Origin of the sequence: Bacillus sp. 7705b (assembly GCF_002289525.1) — a bacterium.
Taxonomy (GTDB): domain Bacteria; phylum Bacillota; class Bacilli; order Bacillales; family Bacillaceae; genus Bacillus; species Bacillus halotolerans.
This window is the reverse complement of the sequence record NZ_NSDH01000003.1, coordinates 78,647-96,705: the sequence shown is the minus strand read 5'-3', so window position 1 is coordinate 96,705 and position 18,059 is coordinate 78,647. Positions and strand designations below refer to the sequence as shown.

General features: G+C 45.5%; 21 protein-coding genes and 1 pseudogene. 3 read left to right on the top strand and 19 right to left on the bottom strand.

The window, feature by feature from the left end:
• Window positions 1–2 precede the first annotated feature (2 nt).
• The 9 genes and pseudogenes from CJU60_RS00905 to CJU60_RS00870 all read right to left on the bottom strand — a co-directional run bounded on the left by CJU60_RS00905 (window position 3) and on the right by CJU60_RS00870 (window position 6,720).
• On the bottom strand, window positions 3–677 hold the full coding sequence (locus tag CJU60_RS00905; RefSeq protein ID WP_095712645.1) for an amino acid ABC transporter permease: 675 nt from the start codon (window positions 675–677) through the stop codon (window positions 3–5).
• Between the two features lie 22 nt (window positions 678–699).
• Window positions 700–1,494 (bottom strand): amino acid ABC transporter substrate-binding protein, encoded by a 795-nt coding sequence (locus tag CJU60_RS00900; RefSeq protein ID WP_095712644.1) that lies wholly within the window; start codon window positions 1,492–1,494, stop codon window positions 700–702.
• Window positions 1,495–1,517: 23 nt separating this feature from the next.
• Complete coding sequence (locus tag CJU60_RS00895) at window positions 1,518–2,015, bottom strand: GNAT family N-acetyltransferase (RefSeq protein WP_095712643.1); 498 nt, start codon at window positions 2,013–2,015, stop codon at window positions 1,518–1,520.
• A gap of 13 nt (window positions 2,016–2,028) precedes the next feature.
• Window positions 2,029–3,354 carry an LLM class flavin-dependent oxidoreductase gene (locus tag CJU60_RS00890; RefSeq protein ID WP_024123426.1) on the bottom strand — a complete coding sequence of 442 codons (1,326 nt, stop codon included), beginning with the start codon at window positions 3,352–3,354 and terminating at the stop codon, window positions 2,029–2,031.
• Between the two features lie 187 nt (window positions 3,355–3,541).
• A pseudogene (locus CJU60_RS21290) lies at window positions 3,542–3,772 on the bottom strand (hypothetical protein).
• Entirely contained in the window at window positions 3,759–4,745 is a 987-nt protein-coding gene (gene yxeI / locus CJU60_RS00885; RefSeq protein WP_024123427.1) for a penicillin V amidase, read from the bottom strand. Before yxeI ends, CJU60_RS21290 begins: the two are co-directional and overlap by 14 nt.
• A 150-nt stretch (window positions 4,746–4,895) precedes the next feature.
• Window positions 4,896–5,708 (bottom strand): sugar-phosphatase, encoded by an 813-nt coding sequence (yidA, locus tag CJU60_RS00880; protein WP_095712642.1) that lies wholly within the window; start codon window positions 5,706–5,708, stop codon window positions 4,896–4,898.
• A gap of 39 nt (window positions 5,709–5,747) precedes the next feature.
• Window positions 5,748–6,308 carry a hypothetical protein gene (locus CJU60_RS00875; protein ID WP_024123429.1) on the bottom strand — a complete coding sequence of 187 codons (561 nt, stop codon included), beginning with the start codon at window positions 6,306–6,308 and terminating at the stop codon, window positions 5,748–5,750.
• The gene (locus tag CJU60_RS00870) at window positions 6,298–6,720 is read right to left on the bottom strand and encodes a DUF3255 family protein (protein ID WP_038954322.1); all 423 of its coding nucleotides are present in this window, start codon (window positions 6,718–6,720) and stop codon (window positions 6,298–6,300) included. Before CJU60_RS00870 ends, CJU60_RS00875 begins: the two co-directional genes overlap by 11 nt.
• A 104-nt stretch (window positions 6,721–6,824) precedes the next feature.
• Here CJU60_RS00870 and cotNE point away from each other — a divergent pair, with 104 nt between their 5' ends.
• Together cotNE and CJU60_RS00860 are read left to right on the top strand one after the other, a co-directional pair.
• Window positions 6,825–7,190 carry an inner spore coat protein CotNE gene (gene cotNE / locus CJU60_RS00865; protein ID WP_095712641.1) on the top strand — a complete coding sequence of 122 codons (366 nt, stop codon included), beginning with the start codon at window positions 6,825–6,827 and terminating at the stop codon, window positions 7,188–7,190.
• A gap of 246 nt (window positions 7,191–7,436) precedes the next feature.
• A complete protein-coding gene (locus CJU60_RS00860; RefSeq protein WP_095712640.1) occupies window positions 7,437–7,790 on the top strand; it encodes a hypothetical protein in 354 nt (117 codons plus the stop codon).
• Between the two features lie 43 nt (window positions 7,791–7,833).
• On the opposite strand, the gene CJU60_RS00855 is transcribed toward CJU60_RS00860, so the two are convergent.
• Complete coding sequence (locus tag CJU60_RS00855) at window positions 7,834–8,232, bottom strand: hypothetical protein (protein ID WP_024123433.1); 399 nt, start codon at window positions 8,230–8,232, stop codon at window positions 7,834–7,836.
• Between the two features lie 175 nt (window positions 8,233–8,407).
• On the opposite strand from CJU60_RS00855, the gene CJU60_RS00850 reads away from it, so the two are divergent.
• Complete coding sequence (locus tag CJU60_RS00850; RefSeq protein WP_095712639.1) at window positions 8,408–9,373, top strand: iron-hydroxamate ABC transporter substrate-binding protein; 966 nt, start codon at window positions 8,408–8,410, stop codon at window positions 9,371–9,373.
• Window positions 9,374–9,414: 41 nt separating this feature from the next.
• Here CJU60_RS00850 and CJU60_RS00845 read toward each other — a convergent pair whose 3' ends face one another.
• The 9 genes from CJU60_RS00845 to iolG form a co-directional block, all read right to left on the bottom strand.
• Window positions 9,415–9,762, bottom strand: coding sequence for a YxeA family protein (locus CJU60_RS00845; RefSeq protein ID WP_095712638.1), 348 nt, complete (start codon window positions 9,760–9,762; stop codon window positions 9,415–9,417).
• 13 nt (window positions 9,763–9,775) lie between these two features.
• Window positions 9,776–11,644, bottom strand: a complete 1,869-nt coding sequence (gene yxdM / locus CJU60_RS00840) for an ABC transporter permease YxdM (RefSeq protein ID WP_095712637.1) — start codon at window positions 11,642–11,644, stop codon at window positions 9,776–9,778.
• Window positions 11,619–12,392, bottom strand: a complete 774-nt coding sequence (gene yxdL, locus CJU60_RS00835; protein ID WP_095712636.1) for an ABC transporter ATP-binding protein YxdL — start codon at window positions 12,390–12,392, stop codon at window positions 11,619–11,621. The genes yxdM and yxdL overlap by 26 nt, the downstream gene beginning before the upstream one ends.
• A gap of 143 nt (window positions 12,393–12,535) precedes the next feature.
• Window positions 12,536–13,513: a two-component system sensor histidine kinase YxdK gene (gene yxdK, locus CJU60_RS00830; protein WP_095712635.1), complete on the bottom strand. Its 978-nt coding sequence runs from the start codon at window positions 13,511–13,513 to the stop codon at window positions 12,536–12,538.
• Window positions 13,510–14,199, bottom strand: coding sequence for a two-component system response regulator YxdJ (yxdJ, locus tag CJU60_RS00825; protein ID WP_095712634.1), 690 nt, complete (start codon window positions 14,197–14,199; stop codon window positions 13,510–13,512). The genes yxdK and yxdJ overlap by 4 nt, the downstream gene beginning before the upstream one ends.
• 107 nt (window positions 14,200–14,306) lie before the next feature.
• Window positions 14,307–15,179: a 6-phospho-5-dehydro-2-deoxy-D-gluconate aldolase gene (iolJ, locus tag CJU60_RS00820; RefSeq protein ID WP_024123440.1), complete on the bottom strand. Its 873-nt coding sequence runs from the start codon at window positions 15,177–15,179 to the stop codon at window positions 14,307–14,309.
• A 20-nt stretch (window positions 15,180–15,199) separates the two neighbouring features.
• Window positions 15,200–16,036 (bottom strand): 2-keto-myo-inositol isomerase, encoded by an 837-nt coding sequence (gene iolI / locus CJU60_RS00815; RefSeq protein WP_095712633.1) that lies wholly within the window; start codon window positions 16,034–16,036, stop codon window positions 15,200–15,202.
• 86 nt (window positions 16,037–16,122) lie between these two features.
• On the bottom strand, window positions 16,123–16,992 hold the full coding sequence (locus CJU60_RS00810) for a sugar phosphate isomerase/epimerase family protein (protein ID WP_024123442.1): 870 nt from the start codon (window positions 16,990–16,992) through the stop codon (window positions 16,123–16,125).
• A gap of 21 nt (window positions 16,993–17,013) precedes the next feature.
• Window positions 17,014–18,048 (bottom strand): bifunctional inositol 2-dehydrogenase/D-chiro-inositol 1-dehydrogenase, encoded by a 1,035-nt coding sequence (iolG, locus tag CJU60_RS00805; RefSeq protein WP_095712632.1) that lies wholly within the window; start codon window positions 18,046–18,048, stop codon window positions 17,014–17,016.
• Window positions 18,049–18,059 lie beyond the last annotated feature (11 nt).

Below are 18,059 nucleotides of genomic sequence, written 5' to 3'. Positions count from 1 at the left end.
CTCTAAGTCCGGTATGGCTTGCTCATGGCGCGTTCAAACAAGTCCTGCAGGATGCTGTAAATGATTGTAAGAACCCAGTAGACAATCGCAACCGCCAAATAGGTTTCAAAATACTTCAGATTTCCAGATGCATACATCTTACCTTGCGCAAACATCTCCATGACACCCAAAGTAAATGCCAATGAGGTTTCTTTTAGGAGGCCGATAAATGTATTACCCGTTGCCGGTATCGCATTTCTGACTGCTTGCGGAAGGATAATTCGTCTGTAAGCCTGAAGTTTCGTCATACCGACAGACAGGCACGCCTCCAGCTGCCCTTCATCAACAGAGTTAAGGGCGGCGCGGAAGATTTCTGCCAAATAGGCGGCGTTTTTTAAACTTAAACCGATAATGGCAGCTGTGAGAGCTGTCATCTTGCTCATCTCCGGAAACAGCTGCGGCAGCCCGTAATAAATTAAGAACAGCTGCACAAGTGTCGGCACGCCCCGGAAAAATGAGATATACAGCTTTGACAGCTGATGAAGCACTGGAATTTTGTTTTTTGTAATGAGTGCGAGAATAAGTCCTCCGATAATCGCAAAAATCATAGCTGCTATAGCCATAAACAATGTAATCGGAAGGGCCTGAATTAAAGTCGGGAATGCAGAGATCATGAATTCCCAATCAATCGTATTCATTCTGGTGGTTCACCGCCGTTTCTTAATGCTTCTGTTCTGCTGTGATATCTTCGTTAAAATATTTTTCTGAAAGCTTTTTAAGCGTTCCGTCTTTGCGCAGTTCATCGAGCGCTTTATTGACTTTTTTACGGGTCTTGTCGTGCGCGTCATCCTTGGCAAATGGGAATGCGACTTGTTCGTACACAATTGGATCTCCGGCAAGCTTCAACGGCAAGCCTGTTTTCTTAATTTGCGCGATCAGCACACTTCGGCTGTTTACGTAAGCGTCCACACGTCCGTATGCGACATCCTTCAGGGTGCCTTCTTGTGTTTCGTATGTTTTGATATTGATTTTTTTGTCAGGATCTTTGCTTTCAAGATTTTTCGCGTGATTTGAACCTAAAACAGCAGCTACTGTCTTTCCTTTTAAATCGTCTGCTGATTTGATGTCGTTGTTGTCTTTTTTGACGACAATCTGTGTTCCTGCATAAGAGTACGGTTCTGTGAAGTTGTACATTTCCTTGCGTTCATCTGTCACCGCTACCTGATTGGAAATGGTGTCAAGCTTGCCTGTTTGAAGTTCTCCCATCAGACCGCTGAATTCGAGCAGCTTCCAGTCCAGTTTCATGCCGATTTTCTTTGCAACAGCTTCCATTACTTCTACATCAAAACCTGTCAGCTTTCCGTCTTCTTTATAAGCGAACGGGTAGCTCTGTCCGGTCGCACCCACATGAAGTACGTTGTCATCCTCTTTACTGCTGCTGTTTCCATTGCCGCAAGCTGATAGCACGGCTAATAACGCAGCAACTAACAGCACAGTCCATTTTTTCATTTTCATTTGATTTTCCCGCCTTTTATCTTTTATAGGTCATGTCGCAGTTGTTTTTTCATATAGACTGTCATATGTCCTTTGCCCAGATCCTTCTCGCCTGCTCGGACATATCCTTTTCTTTCATACATCTCGATCAGCCACGGGTGCTTATCCGCTGTTCCTAGCGATACAAACGGAACCTTTAACGTATCGCGCAGGATGGTCTGCTCAAGCCATTGAAGCAGCTTTGTCCCGACTCCCTTTTGCCCGGTTTCAGGATCAACAGCGAACCACCAGATATGAGGAACGCCATATGGTCCAGGCTGCTGTCCCCAAGGCATTCGTAAGGAGATGGTCGCGATGATCCGCCCGTCTTCTTCCATGACATAACAGGCGTTTTTTCGGATATTGTTTAAGACCAGATCCAGATCCGCTTGGGCCGCGGCAAAACGAATGCCGAGCTTTCGAATCGGTTCGTAGGCGCGCCATGTCAGCTCGAGAAGCTGTTCGGCATCACGTTCAGCTGCGAGGCGATATTGCGTCTTCATCGAGCGTTCCTCCTTACTTCGCATAACGGTTTACCGGTTTTTCTAAACCAAAATGCTCTCTCAATGTTGTGCCTTCATATTCGTTTCTGAACACGCCGCGCTCCTGTAAAATCGGAACCACTTTGTCAACGAACAGTTCAATTCCTTCCGGAAGGAGCGGAGGCATGATATTAAATCCGTCACAAGCTTTATGATCCACCCATTCCTGCATCTTGTCGGCAAGCTGTTCCGGCGTTCCGACAAAAATGTGATGGCCTCTGGAGCCTGCAACGTATTTGTAAAGCTCACGTATTGTCATATTGTCTCGTTCAGCCATTTCTTGAACAAGCTTAAATCGGCTCTTCACCGCGTTTGATGCATCCGCGTCAAGCTTTGGCAGCGGCCCGTCAAGCGGATATGCAGACAAATCAATTCCGCCTAAATAATTCTGAAGGATTTGCAGACCGACAGATGGAATGATTAAATCTTGAAGCTCTTGATATTTAGCCCGCGCCTCTTCTTCAGTGTCTGCGATGACCGGAAAAATGCCCGGCATGATCGCGATCTTCTCAGGATCGCGGCCAAACTCGGCTGCCTGCTTTTTAATTGATTGATAAAATTCCTGTGCCGATTCTAAATGGTTTTGCGCCGTAAAAATCACTTCAGCCGTTTTGGCAGCCAGCGCTTTCCCATCCCCTGATGAGCCCGCCTGAATAATGACCGGCTGGCCCTGCGGCGTTCTTGAAACGTTCAGAGGCCCGCGGACTGAGAAATAATCTCCTTTGTGGTTGAGCTCGTGCATTTTTTCTTTATCGAAGAATTCACCTGTTTCTTTATTGCGGATAAAGGCGTCCTCTTCCCATGAATCCCAAAGCCCCTTTACGGCCTCGACAAATTCTTCTGCCCGCTGATAGCGCAAGTGGTGTTCGAGATGCTTTTCCCCGCTGAAATTCAGCGCTGTTGACTCAATGGATGAGGTCACGACATTCCATCCGGCACGGCCGTTGGACAGGTGATCCAGTGAGGCGAACTGTCTGGCAATGTGAAACGGCTCGCTATAAGTAGTAGAAGCTGTCGCTGTCAGGCCAATTCTTGAAGTCACCTGCGCCAAAGCTGAGAGCAAAGTAAATGGCTCAAACCTTGTAAGCACATTCGGATGAGATTTGCTGTCGATTGACAGGCTGTCTGCTAAAAACAGCATATCCAGCTTGCCCCGCTCCGCTGTTCTCGCCAGCTCTTTAAAATAATCCAAGTTCATACTCGCATCCGCAGGCGCGTCCGGATGCCGCCAAGACGCAACATGATGTCCGGTCCCCGCAAGAAAAACTCCTAATTTGATTTGCTTCTTTTTGCTTGTCATGACGTTACTCCTTTTATAATGTTTTTTAGGCTGAAAAGTCCGAAAAATAAACTCCTATATTCCTAGTCGTTTAATATGAATAAATCAAAATGTACATTTGTATTGCGAGTTTGTCAATGAGTTGAGATTAATTTTTTCTATTTAAGCTGAAAAGACCCTTGCGTAACCATAATGGAACGGCATTGGTTCATTCAACTAGTGCAATAACCTCTATATCGGCAAGAAAACTGAGTCTGATGAAGCAAAGACTCAGTTTTTATTCAAAAAATTGATATACGATTTCGCCATTTCCTTGCCTTTGCTTTCGCTTTTAGCAAACTGTCTATCCACTCAGACGCCGTAACGATCGTATAAAAAAAACAGCTGACTCCGGATTCAAACCGGAATCAGCTGATTGATGTGAATTAATTAAGCTCATGAATACTTTCTTCTGCTTTAGCGGAAAACACTTTAGGCTCCAAACAGTCAAGGTCTTCATGAAATAAATTTACTTTTTGGATTTGCCGATTGTCATAGTGGTGGAAATAGTAGTTTCCCGTGTCGTTACACATCACGGAAGTATATTGCGTATAATGAATTTCGTCTTTTTCCGTTATCACTGCGCCCTTGGGTATCGTCATATTTGCCAAAATTTGAAGAGCGGCTGTTACACCTTTCGTTTCATCGGCCGCCGGCTCTAGGTGTTCTTTCAAATACACAGCTCTGACAAACCGGGAGGGCGGTGTATAATCCCCCGGCAGGCCTACAGTTCCTAAGCCTTGGCCAAAAGCGGAAAGGGCTAATCCGCCCATCTCTTTGCTCTCTAATTGCTTCGGTCTGATTCCTGTATATTGCTGCAGATTGGTTACATGCCATATAAAGTCGGGGCTGTTCGTCATGACACCAGGCTGATTGTCATAGACTTTGAGGCCATCTGCTCTCGGTTCTATCGTCAGGCTGCGTCCCGTCCGGTCTGACAATATCCAGTGAAGCGGTAAAACCGTATCCAATAGATCTAATTTTTTCTCTACAATCGTTAAAGATCGAATCTTTTCTTTCACGTCATCCAAAGACTGACAGACTGACAGCGCCCATGTCACAAACTCATGCGGGGCAATGTGTACGGTGTCTTCCCGTATCGTTTTTTCGTACTCCGCATAGCCCGGAAAATAAAGTGCAGCACACGATAAACCGTTTTCATTAACGCCGTCTGCAAATAAAATATTACCAAGTTTTCTCCCCATACCGATAAAAGCGTACTGTGTCTGATGGGCCTTTCCGTCAGCTTCACTACTCCAACTGTAACGGCGCGGATAGAGAATCACCTCTGTCCCCAGCTGAAATGCAAAATCCATTGTTCTCGCTAATACATGTTTACGGTCAGCAGTTTCCAATGTAAGACTTGTGCACATCTGATCAGTCCCCTTTTCAATTCAGATTAATATCATACATATTGTGAACGAATTGGTTTTATCAGCATAACGAAAGTCAAATCGATTCGTCAAAGAATTGACATTATATCAATAAAACGAAAAAATCCAGCCTTTAAAAGGCTGGATTTTTTATTTAGCCAAAACAAGCTCGTGAATCGCATGCGCAACGCCATGTTCATTATTGGAGCGCGTTTGAAAGTTTGCGGCCTCAAGCACTTCCGGAATGGCGTTTGCCATGGCAACGCCGCAGCCGGCCCATTCGATCATTGTCAGATCGTTGCCGTTGTCGCCTATGCTCATGACTTCAGCCTGCTCGATTCCGAGCAGATTCGCCAGCTGACGCACTGCGTTTCCTTTGCTTGCTTCCGGATGCAGAATTTCGTAAAAGAAAGGAGCGCTTCTGACCATCGTATACTTTTCTCTCACGTCTTTCGGTATCGATGTAATGGCGCGGCTTAAGTGCTCTGGTTTATCAATAAACATCACCTTCGGAATGAGAATGTCTTTAGGCATCTCCTCAATCTTGCGGTAATGAAGCGGCACCTGTGTCACGTACGACTCATATACGGTAAATTCGCTGATATCACGGTTAGGCGTATACAGGTTGGCTGAGTCGAAGAAGTGCATCGGTGTCTTCAGCTCTAAGCTCAGATCATATAATGATGCCAAATCATCATATCCTAGAGACAATTCCGTCACCACTTCTTTTGTATGCGTATTTTGAACAAGCGCCCCATTATAGGCAATGACGTAGTCGCCTTCCTCAATTAAATTGAGTTCATCTAAGTATCTCCGAACACCTCCGATAGGCCGGCCGGTGCAAAGGACAATTTTTACCCCTTCCGCTTTTGCGGCATGCAGTGCGTCGCGGACCTCCGCCGTCACTTCATGATGATCATTTAAAAGTGTTCCGTCCATATCAATTGCTATTAATTTGTACATCCTGCATCTCCTTCGTGTCGTTTTCAGGCTATAGTCCCATCATATCGTTTTTTCTTTTTGATATTCAACTGAAAGCGATGATTTTCTCCTGTTTCTGTTTAGACGTCTGCCTTGTCTCCGGATCCGCGTGCGCGGCTTTCGCTTTGGTTCTGCACCCTTTTCTCCGGTTTCTGCTTGTTTCTGTTTCATCAGCAGGAAGCCGGCAGCTAAAAATGGAATACCCGTGATATTTAAGATTGCAAGCTTCACACCCGCCGCCGTCAAAAAATATGCCCATGAAGATGAAGGATTCCGTCTGATCATCACATAAGCAGCCATTTCCAGAACAATCATGACCGCATGAAGCACTAAACAATAGATAAGCAATGCAATCACAAAAAACAGAACATAATTCACCATGGCGCCCGAGTACATCATAGAACGCAGCATTTGCATAAACGATAACGACTGCATTGTTCCGTTTATGACATTCGGATTGTAGATCGTATAGTCACTAAATACATGTTTGATTTTGAGAAAAGCCCATAATACCAACAACCACTGAATGATATGTAAAATAAGGCCTGTTAACACCAGTCTTTCCGCTTTTTTATTTCTCATGTTTCTCCTCCTTGCCGGCCTTTGGCTCGATTCTTGTCATCGTTTTTTCCTGACCATTTTGCTCCCATATCAACGTCCCGTCTTTCCCTCTTTTCAGTTTGCTTTTGAGCGGATAATAGGAGCCAAGGTACTGGATCTCAATGGAACCGTCAGCGCTTTGAGATATCACCTTGTATTCCATAAAGGGCAGCTGCACCTCTCCTCTCCCTTCAATTACCTCCGTCTCCAGCACCTTGTCTTTGGTAAATGTGACCGTTGCTGATTTCACGCCATCCATGGGACCGGGGATAATGCCCTCATCCCAAGTTCCGTAATAAAACGGCGTCTCGTCTTTTGGCTTTTGGCAGCCCGAAATGATGAGACATACAGCAGACAGGAACACAATAACAGGTCCTTTTCTGCTCAGCGTCATCACCGTCCTTTCTTACTTTTTTAGGCGAATGCCGTGGCACTGTGCCAATGACTACATAGATTATAAGGAATTCACCCACATTTCTTTTTAAGGAGATTGATTACATGAACCCTTATCAATATTACAGCCCGCAGCTCCCTCAGCAGGAACCCTACTATAGCCAATATGAATACAATCCATATCCGCAGCAGGATGTATACCAGCCATACCAGACGGACAGACAGCCGGCATTGGAAAGAAGAATCGCTGCTCTTGAACGGCAAAACGAACAGCAGACAAGAGAATTAACCCGTCTGTCGAATGAGGATCGCCGTCAAAACCGGGAAATTGCAAGAATGGCCGATCAGGTCAATCAGCTAAGCCAGACTGTTGAACGCCATACACGCCGCTTAAACCGGCTCAATCAGCGCCTCCGCGCCGTAGAAAACAGATTAAATATCCCATTTACTGCGGGCGAAGGCGGTTTCTGAAGCAAGAAAAGAAAAAAGCGGAATACGATTCTCCAGATGTCGGAGTTTCGTTTTCCGCTATTCTTATGTGCAGAGCGGGACATTTACATAAAAAGGGTTTTTACAAGTATACAATCTTTGCCGATTTCATTCAAAGATAGAGGGGGTAAGGAAAATAATTGTAGTTCCCCTTTTGCAGAATTTCTTTTGGTTAGGGTCGCATGATAATACCGACAAATGTCAATTGAACATACGGAGGGGTCATTTATGCACAATACGCAACACAGCCTGCAGCAGCTGAACCAGTGCCGCCAGACAGCTCAGCAGCTTATTCAGCAAACACAGCAAAGCAGCAACCAATATCGTCAAATGCTTCATCAAGAGCAGCAAAACATTCAAATGCTGCAGCAGATCCTCAATCACGAACAACAAGCTGCACATACCATTCAGCAAGCGCTGCAAGGGCATGACGCAGCCATTCAAAAATGCCAGCAGGTTGTCAACATGTGCAACCAGATGCAGCAGGAACTCAATGGACAATCAAGTGTGATGAATACAAATGTATCTACACTTCCATTCGGCCAAAACACGCCATTCCACCAGCATACCTATCAGCAGTAGCATATAAAAAGCTCAACACAATGTTTAGTGTTGAGCTTTTTTCTTACCGTTCTTTGCGAATATGTATATCTTGAATAGACTGTTTCGGCGCATGAAATCTGCTCTCGGCTTCACTTCTTGCCTCAGCAAAGGCCCGTGCCTCCACATTGTCTTTGTAGACATCCAGCTGAATCAGATACAGCGGACGCACTTTAAAACCGTGAATAATCGTCACAGCCCACAACGGGAGCACAATAAGCAATCCGGGCGGATCAGGCAGCACGAAAGCAAACGCAAATACGAAAAAATAAATGATTCCGTACATGATCCACTTTTTATTTCTAACCTTGATGCCAATAAATAAAAAGGCAAAAAAACTGGTAATGGCAAAAGGCATGAAAATAAACAGCATCCACCAGCTATGAAGCCATTCCCATGCGGCACCTCTTTTTGTGATTTCCATATTTTCCTCCTCCTATTTACCTATAATAATCGATTAAGAATACCGCGTCACTTGTATAACAAAAACTTTTCTCCCTTTAAAATAGTGATAGACGGAGAACAGGTTTCTTGCTATATTATTAATTGATAATGATAATCATTACTAATGGATCAAAATACATATTGGAGGGTTCTTGATGAAAAAGAACACATTGCTCGTGGGCATGCTGGTGCTGCTCCTCATGTTTGTCAGTGCTTGCAGCGGCACGGCTTCGAAAGGAAGCTCAGGTGATTCAGCTTCCGAAAAGACAGAAATGAGAACATACAAATCAACAAAAGGGAACGTCAACATTCCTGCACATCCGAAACGCATCGTCACTGATTTTTATGCTGGGGAATTGCTGTCTGTCGGGGCAAATGTGGTCGGCTCGGGCTCATGGTCATTTGATAATCCATTTTTAAAATCAAAGCTGAAAGATGTAAAGGATGTCGGTGATCCGATCAGCGTTGAGAAAGTCATGGAGCTTCAGCCTGACTTAATTGTTGTCATGAATGAAGAGAATGTCGATAAATTAAAGAAAATCGCTCCAACCGTTGTCGTTCCTTATAACACCGCGAAAAACGTCGAAGATACCGTTGCAATGTTCGGAGATATTGCGGGTGCCAAGGATAAAGCAAAAGCATTTATGGCTGACTTTAACAAAAAAGCGGAAGCAGCCAAAAAGAAAATAGCCGGCGTCATCGACAAAGATGCGACCTTCGGCATTTATGAAAACACGGACAAGGGCGAATTCTGGGTCTTCAATGACAATGGCGGACGCGGCGGCCAAGCTGTATACAATGCGCTTGGGTTAAAAGCGCCTGAAAAAATTGAACAAGATGTCATCAAAAAAGGAGAGATGAAACAGCTCTCTCAAGAGGTCATTCCTGAGTATGCCGCAGATTATATGTTCATTACGGACTACAATCCGAAAGGCGAAAGCAAAACACTCGACAAGCTGAAGGAATCCTCCATTTGGAAAAACCTAGACGCTGTGAAACATAATCGCGTGTTTATCAATGACTTTGACACGTTCTACCCGTACGATCCGATTTCTGTCAGCAAACAGGTGGATATCATCACCGACATGCTGATCAAACGGGCCGAAGAAAATAAAAAATAAAGAAAATGGCACAGTTATGACACTGTGCCGTTTTTTATGATTCACTTTAATGCTGACTGTACGGAGGGCGGCATATCTTCAAACCTGACTTCTTCCCAAGTCTCGACATACTTTCCTTTTGCCTTCACCTTCAAATACGCGTTCTTCCGAAGGTCTTTACCGGCGAAAAAGGTCACTTCTTCTTTTTTTCCGGATGCAAGATATCCGTCTAATGTATACTCAGTACCGCCTGGGCTAAGATGTTTGCCATCTCGATCAATCTGCACATAGACATCTTGCTGGTGAATAAACGGATTAAATCTGTCTGTAACATCGTTATGAAAAAAGAGAAGCCCGGATATTATGGCAGCCGCCGCCAAGACGGCCAGGATTGCCATTGCTTTTTTCATCTTTGCACTCCCCTTACTTGTTCATTTTTTTCAAATAGCTTGACCGCACCGCGAGGAAGAACAGAAGCTGAAAAAGGAAAAACCCTCCGATGGTGAGACTGAGCGGTCCCGCTACAACGGAATAGCCATCCACGGCCAATGTTCTCAAGGCAAACAGCGTATGCATGACAGCAATGACAAATGGAAAGAAAAAGAGAATCGCCAATTGTATCGTCACGCTTTGTGACATCTCACGCTCACTCAAACCGATTTTGGCCAGCGAACGGTAACGCTCCCGATCTTCTTCTAAATCGGTGAACAGCCTGAAATATAAGAAACTTGCTGCCGCGATAAAGAAGACGATCGCGATAAACAGGCCGATGAATAAACTTAAGCTCGGCAGCTGCACCGTATCATAGTAAGTCCCGGCTTTTGCCATAAAATCAGAATGCACGTCGATATAATTGCCGTAAATCTCATTTTTCAAGGATTGGCTGAACCCAAGACTGTCTTTCCAATGATCATACCTGTAGCCGTATAATGTCGCTTTATCACCGAGTGATTTGAGCTGATCAAAGGTTTTATCGTTCACCGCGATGATGGCATTTAATGAAATCAGCGGTTTTTTGACTTCTTTTACCGACAGTTTTTGGTCAGACGGCTTGCCTTTTTGGTTCAGCAGCTTCAGCTGATCCGGCGCTTCGTTTTTGAAATTGCGGTCATACGTGCCCGGGAAAAAGACAGCCTCATCATTTTTCAGGCCGTTCAGCTTGACATGGAAGTATTTTGATACATCCGATTCGCTGATCATGTAAACAGGGGGAACAGTTTCTCCTTCCTGATAGCGAACATAAGAAACATCTATTTCGTCTTTCTTATACGTAAAGCCGTGTGTTTTCAGTTCATGGTCAATTTTTTTCAAATGAGTCTGTTCTTTTGGATTGCCGCTGTAAGATATATACTCCATCTCATAAGCGGACTCTTCCGCCCCGACGGTCGATTTGTACATCACGAGCACGCCCGTAGCCGTAAACGCAACCGCGGAAATCATGCTGACAATAAAGAACAGGCGGGCGTTGTCTTTTAAACGATAGACAAGGTCAGAAACCCAAATGATATTTTTCCCGCGCAGATAAAAGGTTTTCCACTTCTTCAGCGCGCGCAGAATCCATATGCTGCTTTGGCTGAAAAAGAAATACGTTCCGATAACGGTGAGCAGTAAAATGATAAACGGTTCGGTCCCGTGGACATTGCCTTTAAGGACCATGCCGTACCCGCCGCACAGACAGGCGATGCCGAATAAGGACAGTAGCACGGACGGCTTTGGCTCCGGCTTAATCTTGTCAGTGCCCTTTATTAATTTGATAACCGTATTTGATCTGACAAAAAGGATCGTAAACTGCGATAAAAGGAAAAATAAGAGCAGAAATCCGCCAGCCGTAATACCGAGCGCTTTCCAAGGCATATACAAAGGCAGCGCGTCCATTTCTAAAATATAAGCGCCGACCGTAAAGAACGTCTTTGAAAAAATGAATCCTCCGATAATGCCGGCTGCAATTGACATGACGCCGATGATCATATTTTCCGCAGTAATGAGCTTTCTTAGCTGCCCCGGCGTGATGCCCTGCATGAGCAGGATGCCGAATTCTTTATTTCTCGATTTCAAAAATGCATTAACCGAATACAGAACAAATAAGAAAGAAAAAACAAAGATCATCCATTCCGCGGCGGTTAATCCTTTTTTGGCGATGTTATTCAGGTAGCCTTCCTTTAATGCCGGATGAAACAGGAACATCGCAAAGGTAAAGAAAATCAAAACGGAAAAGGCGCTGCTTAAAAAGAATGCAAGATAGGCCCTTTTGTTTCTCGTGACGTTTTTATAAGCGAACTGAAGAAAGGTCATTTGCGTTTCCCCCCAGCATAGACAGCACATCAAGAATTTGTTCATAAAATACTTGGCGGTTTTCCCCGCGGTAAATCTCATTAAACAGTTCGCCGTCTTTTATAAAGATGACGCGGCGGCAGTAGCTTGCCGCAACAGGATCGTGGGTCACCATCAAAGCCGTGACATGATCATCCTGATTCAGGCTCTGCATCGTTTCCATGACGTCCTTTGACGCTTTGGAATCAAGGTTTCCCGTCGGTTCATCGGCCAGGATGAGTGACGGCTTATGAATGACCGCTCTTGCGATGGCGGCCCGCTGGCGCTGGCCTCCGGACACTTCAAACGTCCGTTTGTTGAGCAGGTCTTCGATTCCGAGCTTTTCCGCGATGCCTTGCAGTTTTTCTTCCATTACAGACGGTGCTTCTTTTTCAAGCGTTAACGGCAGCATGATATTTTCACCGATCGTCAGCGTGTCCAGAAGGTTGAAATCCTGAAACACAAATCCGAGCTGCTTTCGGCGGAAATGAGCGAGCTTTGTCCGCTTCAGGCGATGCGGGTTTTCTCCGTGAATCAGGATATCGCCTGAATCCGGACGGTCGATCGTTGAAATGATATTCAAAAGGGTTGTTTTTCCGGAGCCGGACGGCCCCATCACCGCCGTGAACCCACCTTCTTCTATTGAAAATGAAATTTGCTTTAAGGCTTGATAGGACACTTGTCCTTTATAGGTTTTATTTATATGTTTGACTTCAAGCATATTCGCCATGAAAATCCTCCTTATGGTTTTATTCTTGTTGATCTGGGCTGCTTTCATGTAGTGCCGGGGCATTTAACATAAAAATCCCCTTGACGTAAATCCATGTTATCAAGGGGAAACAAAACGAGCTATGTTGTTTTCTTAACGCAGCCTTACATTTTTGTAAGAAATGAAAATCGAACCGATGTCCCTTTACCGGGAGACGAGCTGATGTCCACCGTATGATTGAGCTTGTCCGTAATTTCTTTGACGAGATGGAGGCCGATTCCCGTAGATTCTTGGAAACGCCGTCCGTTTTCACCGGTATAATAAGGGTCAAACACCTGCTTGATGTCTTGGGAGGGAATGCCGACACCGTAATCTTTGACTTCAAGCACCGTCCTGTCTTCATCGCGGGAGACATTCAGCTCAAGTCTGTCACTCTTGCCCGCTGAATACTTGACCGCATTTGTGACCACTTGGCCGATCGCAAATTTGAGCCATTTTGCATCGGTGTAAATCTTATGATCATCGCAAATGTTCATTTTCGGATAAACGCGGTATTGAATAAAAAATCGTTTATAGCTTTGAATGACTGATTGGAGAAGCTCGGACAGGGAAACCGCTTCGATTTTAAAATCCCGTTCAAACAGGTCGAGCCTTGAAGAATAAAGAAGCGTCTCCAGCCCAAACTCAATCTGCCGGACTTCTTTTTTGATTTGTTCAAAAACGGGCTCATCCTCTTCCTGAATGATTAAATTAATGACCGACAGCGGCGTCTTTACTTGATGCACCCATTGATTCATATACGTCACCCGCGCGTCAAGCTTGGCTTCGGTCTCATGGAGCTTCTGGTGCTGCAGCCGGATCAGCTCCATCTGCTTTTCATACAGCTCTGAACAAAACACTGAAGAACCGAGATACGGGATGTCCGTCCCTTCCTGTCCTGTACTGAGCCAATGATACACACCGCGGTCTTTGTACCAGCGATAGGCAAGATAACCCGCCAAAATAAGAAGCTGCACGCCCAATATGTAAAACAAGTGAGAAAAAGAATGAAGACCCGCAAACCAGTAATAAAAGAAGACAAACAGCCCTTGAAGGAGAAAAAGCAGAATCAGCACTGTATGAGACCGGAGAAACAGCTTCATGACTGCGCCCTCAGCTGGTAGCCTTCGCCCCGCACCGATTCAATCGAAACAGGCGCATTCAGCTCCCGCAGTTTTTTTCTGAGCCGCGTGATATACACGTTAAGTGTATTATCATCGACGAAAATGTCGGTGTCCCACGTTTTTTCCATGAGCCTGTCTCTTCCCGTCACCTTTTCTCCCCGCTCCAGCAGCACTTCCAAAAGCTTACTTTCTTTTTTAGAAAGCTCGCTTTTTTCGTCATGAAAGCGCAGTTCAAACCGTTCCACAAAGAGCTGCACGCCGGCATATTCAACCACTTTCTCCCCCTGTTTTGCGGCGTACTCTCCGTATGCCCTGCGGATCTGGCTTTTGATTTTCGCCAGCACAATATCGTAGGAAAACGGTTTTTCGATATAATCGTCTCCGCCGTTTTCAATCGCCATCACCTGATCCATTTCCCCGCTTCTGGCTGAAATGAAAATGATCGGGCTTGTGGAGTGCTGGCGGATCTGGCGGCACCAATAATAGCCGTCATAGGACGGCAGGTTGATATCAAGCAGCACCACATCAGGCTTTTCCCGCAAAAAGACATCAAGAACAGCCGTGAAATCCGCGGCGACCACGGTTTGGTATCCGTATTTTTCAAGATAATTCTGCAATAGTCCGCGAATGTCTTCACTGTCTTCTACAATCATGATTTTATTCAAACTGAACCACTCCCGTTTCTTACACTGCTGCCATCATCATAATCGTTTCGGGGGTACGGACGCAACACCGCACAAAAAAACCGCCATCTCGGCGGTTTCAGGTCTCTTCAGCCGACCTGCTGCTTAGCTGCTTTACCGGCTGATCCGAACTCTCTCATTTTGCTTCGCACTGTCTCTTCCACGGCTCCAATGCCGGGTGTCATATAGCCGCGCGGTTCGTACAGATCGCTGTTTTCCTGAAACATGCGGCGTGTTTCGTTTGTCCAGGCTACCATACATTCCGTATTGATATTGATCTTCGCGTGGCCGAGCGTGATGGCTTTTTTGATCTGATTCTGCGGAATCCCGGATGCCCCGTGAAGAACGAGGGGAATATCAGTCATGCGGGAGATAGCCTCCATTTCCTTAAATCCGAGATTCGGCTCACCCTGATATTTGCCGTGTACAGAGCCGAGGGCAGCGGCTAGCGCGTCGATATTGGTTTCTTTGACGATCCGCTCACATTCCGTGATATCGGCATAGCGGACCCCGCCGACCAGCCCGTCTTCCATTCCTCCGACCGTGCCGACTTCGGCTTCTACTGACACGCCGTGCTTTGCGGCATAATCGGTGACTTCTTTTGTCATCGCGATATTCTCGTCAATCGGCTGATGAGAGCCGTCAATCATCACTGAGCTGAATCCGGCATCAATGGCCTGTCTGCAGCGTTCCGCACTGCTTCCGTGATCAAGATGAAGCACCACGGGAACGGTAATCGCCATTTCCTCCATTAACGCGCCGACCATGGCGGCAATCGTTTTAAATCCGCCTAAATAGTCGACAAGGCGATCGGAAGCCGCGGCGATGACTGGTGATTGCTCCTTTTGCGCCGCTTGCAAAATCGCCTTCGTCCACTGCAAACCATTGATATTAAACTGGCCGATCGCATATTGCTCCCGCTTTGCATCTTCAAGAAGCTCTTTCATCGATACAAAAGCCATGTTCACCCCTCCTTTATCCGTTACATGTTGAAGTATTTCGATACGACATCAACCGTTGTTTTTTTCGCTGTTTGAATGGCTTCCTCAGCACTTAGCTTATAGTATTCAGGCCGGAACAGCTCAACGGATACCACATCAGAGAAGCCGATTTCCTTGAGGGATGATAAGTGGGCATCCAAGTCAATCGCCCCTTGGCCGGGCCATACGCGATCTTCATCCGTTAAAAAGCCGATTGGGAAATCTTCCGTATCGTCAATATGATAAATAAAGATTTTCTTCCCGTCCGCCTGCTTTAAGCTTTCAATATTTGATCCCATCGCATGGAAATGGAAGCTGTCAAAGACAAGCCCGACATTGTCGCGGCTGACAGTATTGATGATGTCATACGCCTGTTCAAATGTATTGACTGTACATTGCGGATGGCCGACAAACTCAAGGGCGATTTTTACGCCGTACGGTTCGGCGATATCAGAAAGCTCAGTCAGCACCTCTACACAGCTCTTTTTGATCTCTTCTTTTAAGATTTTCTGCTCCGTCACAAGCGGAACGGCCACCACATATTTCACACCGAGGGTTTTGCAGGTTTCCATCATGCCCTTAAATTCAGCAATGATCTCCTGATAGCCCTTTTCATCACGGTTATTGAAGAAAACGAGTGCGTTTAAGGCAAGCGGTTTAATGTGATGGGTTTGAAAGTATTCCGCAAGATCGGCCAATGAATGGTCTTTTAAGTACTCCGGCAGCTTATCCATTGTGCGGATTTCAATATAATCATAGCCATGCTTTTCGCATAGCTCTACATCCTGTTTAAGATTTGAGTTTTCTAATGTTGTTGCTTCATTAAAACAAAGTTTCATGTCAGACTCCCCCATCTGCGTTTTAGATATGAAGGGAGTTCGGCAGGAAGGCTGTTCGCCATATCCCGCCGAACTCCATGCTCAGCTTATGCCAGACCTAATTCTTCTTTCATTTTTTCAAGCATAAATCGGCTTGATTCATCCGCTCTTTCGTCGACCCAAGCAAACACGGCATTCGTCGCAATTCCGTCGAACTTCATCTCTCTCAGTTTTCTGAAAATCGTATCAAAATCAACCTCGCCTTGACCAATGTCCAAATGCTGGTGAACCGTTACTTTCGCGTCAGGCGGATTGACGATGTAGCGCAGACCGTGAGCCGCTTTATGATTAAAGGTATCTGCAAATAAAACATGTGTGAGACGGTCGCCGGCTTCGTCAAACATTGTCGCGATATCGCCTTTTCCGTCATCGTAGAAGAACGTATGCGCAGTCGAGTAGACAAGGTTGATCCAATCCTTGTCGAGCGCGCGGATCATATCCATCGCACCTTTGTGCGTTTCGATAAAATCGTACGGATGGGCTTGAAGATTGAGTTTAATGCCTTCTTTTTCAAAGACTGGCAGAAGCTCATCCATGGATTTGATAAATTTTTCTTCGCTTGTTAAAGGATCATATTTTGAACCGCTGAATTCACTGTTCATCAAATCCACTTCAAGTTCAACCGCAATTTCGATTGCCCTTTTCCAGTTGCGCACCGCAGCCTGGCGGCGGTCTTCTTCAGGACCCGCCCAGTGGTAAAGTGGAAGGAGTGATGAAAGCTTAACACCTGTATCCCTTAAAAGCCGCTTTAATTGTTTGATCTTTGCTGAATCGACTTTCGGATATTTATAGAATGGACAAAAATCCTCGCGCGGGGAAAGTTCAATATATTCATAGCCAAGCTCCGCCGTTTTATAGACCATTTCCTCCAACGTTAAATCATCTCGATACATCGATGGATCCAATGCTAATTTCATTTTTTTCACTCCTCCATATTCCTAGTTTTCCACTGTTGTAAAGGATAGATAGAATTCCGGTTTTTCCTTCAAATCAACCTTTTCTTTTTGTCCAGATTCCTGGGCTTTTACACACGCGTCAGTCGTAACGGCAGCAATATAGCCGTCCCAAGCCGTCGGCCCGCTGACTTCGCCTTTTTTCTGGATCGAATCAATGAAGTCTTGGATTTCCACATCGTACGCATCCACAAAGCGTCTCTGCCAATCCATCAGAATATTTGTGCTGAATTTGCCTTCTTTTCTCATGCTGATGCTCGATGGTTCAGGAAGCTTGATGATGCCTTCTTCTCCGACGATCTCACATTGAATGTCATAACCGTATTTACAGTTCACATAGATTTCAGCATTGATGACGATACCGCCTTTTGTTTCAATGACTACGATTTGCGGATCTTTTAAGTGCGGCAGGGCATTTTTTGATTTTTTCGGATAGATGACTTGAACGGACTCGTAGTCATCATTGACGAGCCAGTGCAGCACATCAATTTCATGAACAAGTGTATCGACAACGGCCATATCCGTTGTATAGTTATCAGCTACACTTGGGTTGCGGTGCGCGCAGTGAATCATAAGCGGCTCGCCGATGACATTGTTGTCAAGCGCTTCCTTCAGCTGTACGTAACCGCTGTCATAACGGCGCATGAAGCCGACTTGAACAAGGCGTTTGCCCACTTTCATTTCCTCTTCGACGATGCGCATGCATCCTTCAGCCGTTGTCGCGAGCGGCTTTTCACAGAATACATATTTCTGGGCTTTAATCGCTTTCAACACACTCGATTCGTGCGCAGGCCCCCAGCTTGTCACTAGGACAGCGTCTACATTTTCATCTGCCAGAAGGCTGTCATCATCAGGATATACTGCTGCGTTTAATTGGTAGTGCTCGACGACATTCTGTGCGGCTTCTTGATTCACATCCGTTACAGCTACAATTTCTGCGCCGGACAGTTTGTTTGTGATGCGGTTAATATGTTCTTTTCCGATTGCTCCAGTTCCAATAACACCAATACGTAAACTCATTGACAGCCACT

Bases quoted from the DNA above. Each gene is read 5' to 3' on its own strand.
- CJU60_RS00905 (WP_095712645.1), bottom strand. From the start codon at position 677: ATGAATACGATTGATTGGGAATTCATGATCTCTGCATTCCCGACTTTA.
- CJU60_RS00900 (WP_095712644.1), bottom strand. From the start codon at position 1,494: ATGAAAATGAAAAAATGGACTGTGCTGTTAGTTGCTGCGTTATTAGCC.
- CJU60_RS00895 (WP_095712643.1), bottom strand. From the start codon at position 2,015: ATGAAGACGCAATATCGCCTCGCAGCTGAACGTGATGCCGAACAGCTT.
- CJU60_RS00890 (WP_024123426.1), bottom strand. From the start codon at position 3,354: ATGACAAGCAAAAAGAAGCAAATCAAATTAGGAGTTTTTCTTGCGGGG.
- yxeI (WP_024123427.1), bottom strand. From the start codon at position 4,745: ATGTGCACAAGTCTTACATTGGAAACTGCTGACCGTAAACATGTATTA.
- yidA (WP_095712642.1), bottom strand. From the start codon at position 5,708: ATGTACAAATTAATAGCAATTGATATGGACGGAACACTTTTAAATGAT.
- CJU60_RS00875 (WP_024123429.1), bottom strand. From the start codon at position 6,308: ATGAGAAATAAAAAAGCGGAAAGACTGGTGTTAACAGGCCTTATTTTA.
- CJU60_RS00870 (WP_038954322.1), bottom strand. From the start codon at position 6,720: ATGACGCTGAGCAGAAAAGGACCTGTTATTGTGTTCCTGTCTGCTGTA.
- cotNE (WP_095712641.1), top strand. From the start codon at position 6,825: ATGAACCCTTATCAATATTACAGCCCGCAGCTCCCTCAGCAGGAACCC.
- CJU60_RS00860 (WP_095712640.1), top strand. From the start codon at position 7,437: ATGCACAATACGCAACACAGCCTGCAGCAGCTGAACCAGTGCCGCCAG.
- CJU60_RS00855 (WP_024123433.1), bottom strand. From the start codon at position 8,232: ATGGAAATCACAAAAAGAGGTGCCGCATGGGAATGGCTTCATAGCTGG.
- CJU60_RS00850 (WP_095712639.1), top strand. From the start codon at position 8,408: ATGAAAAAGAACACATTGCTCGTGGGCATGCTGGTGCTGCTCCTCATG.
- CJU60_RS00845 (WP_095712638.1), bottom strand. From the start codon at position 9,762: ATGAAAAAAGCAATGGCAATCCTGGCCGTCTTGGCGGCGGCTGCCATA.
- yxdM (WP_095712637.1), bottom strand. From the start codon at position 11,644: ATGACCTTTCTTCAGTTCGCTTATAAAAACGTCACGAGAAACAAAAGG.
- yxdL (WP_095712636.1), bottom strand. From the start codon at position 12,392: ATGGCGAATATGCTTGAAGTCAAACATATAAATAAAACCTATAAAGGA.
- yxdK (WP_095712635.1), bottom strand. From the start codon at position 13,513: ATGAAGCTGTTTCTCCGGTCTCATACAGTGCTGATTCTGCTTTTTCTC.
- iolJ (WP_024123440.1), bottom strand. From the start codon at position 15,179: ATGGCTTTTGTATCGATGAAAGAGCTTCTTGAAGATGCAAAGCGGGAG.
- iolI (WP_095712633.1), bottom strand. From the start codon at position 16,036: ATGAAACTTTGTTTTAATGAAGCAACAACATTAGAAAACTCAAATCTT.
- CJU60_RS00810 (WP_024123442.1), bottom strand. From the start codon at position 16,992: ATGAAATTAGCATTGGATCCATCGATGTATCGAGATGATTTAACGTTG.
- iolG (WP_095712632.1), bottom strand. From the start codon at position 18,048: ATGAGTTTACGTATTGGTGTTATTGGAACTGGAGCAATCGGAAAAGAA.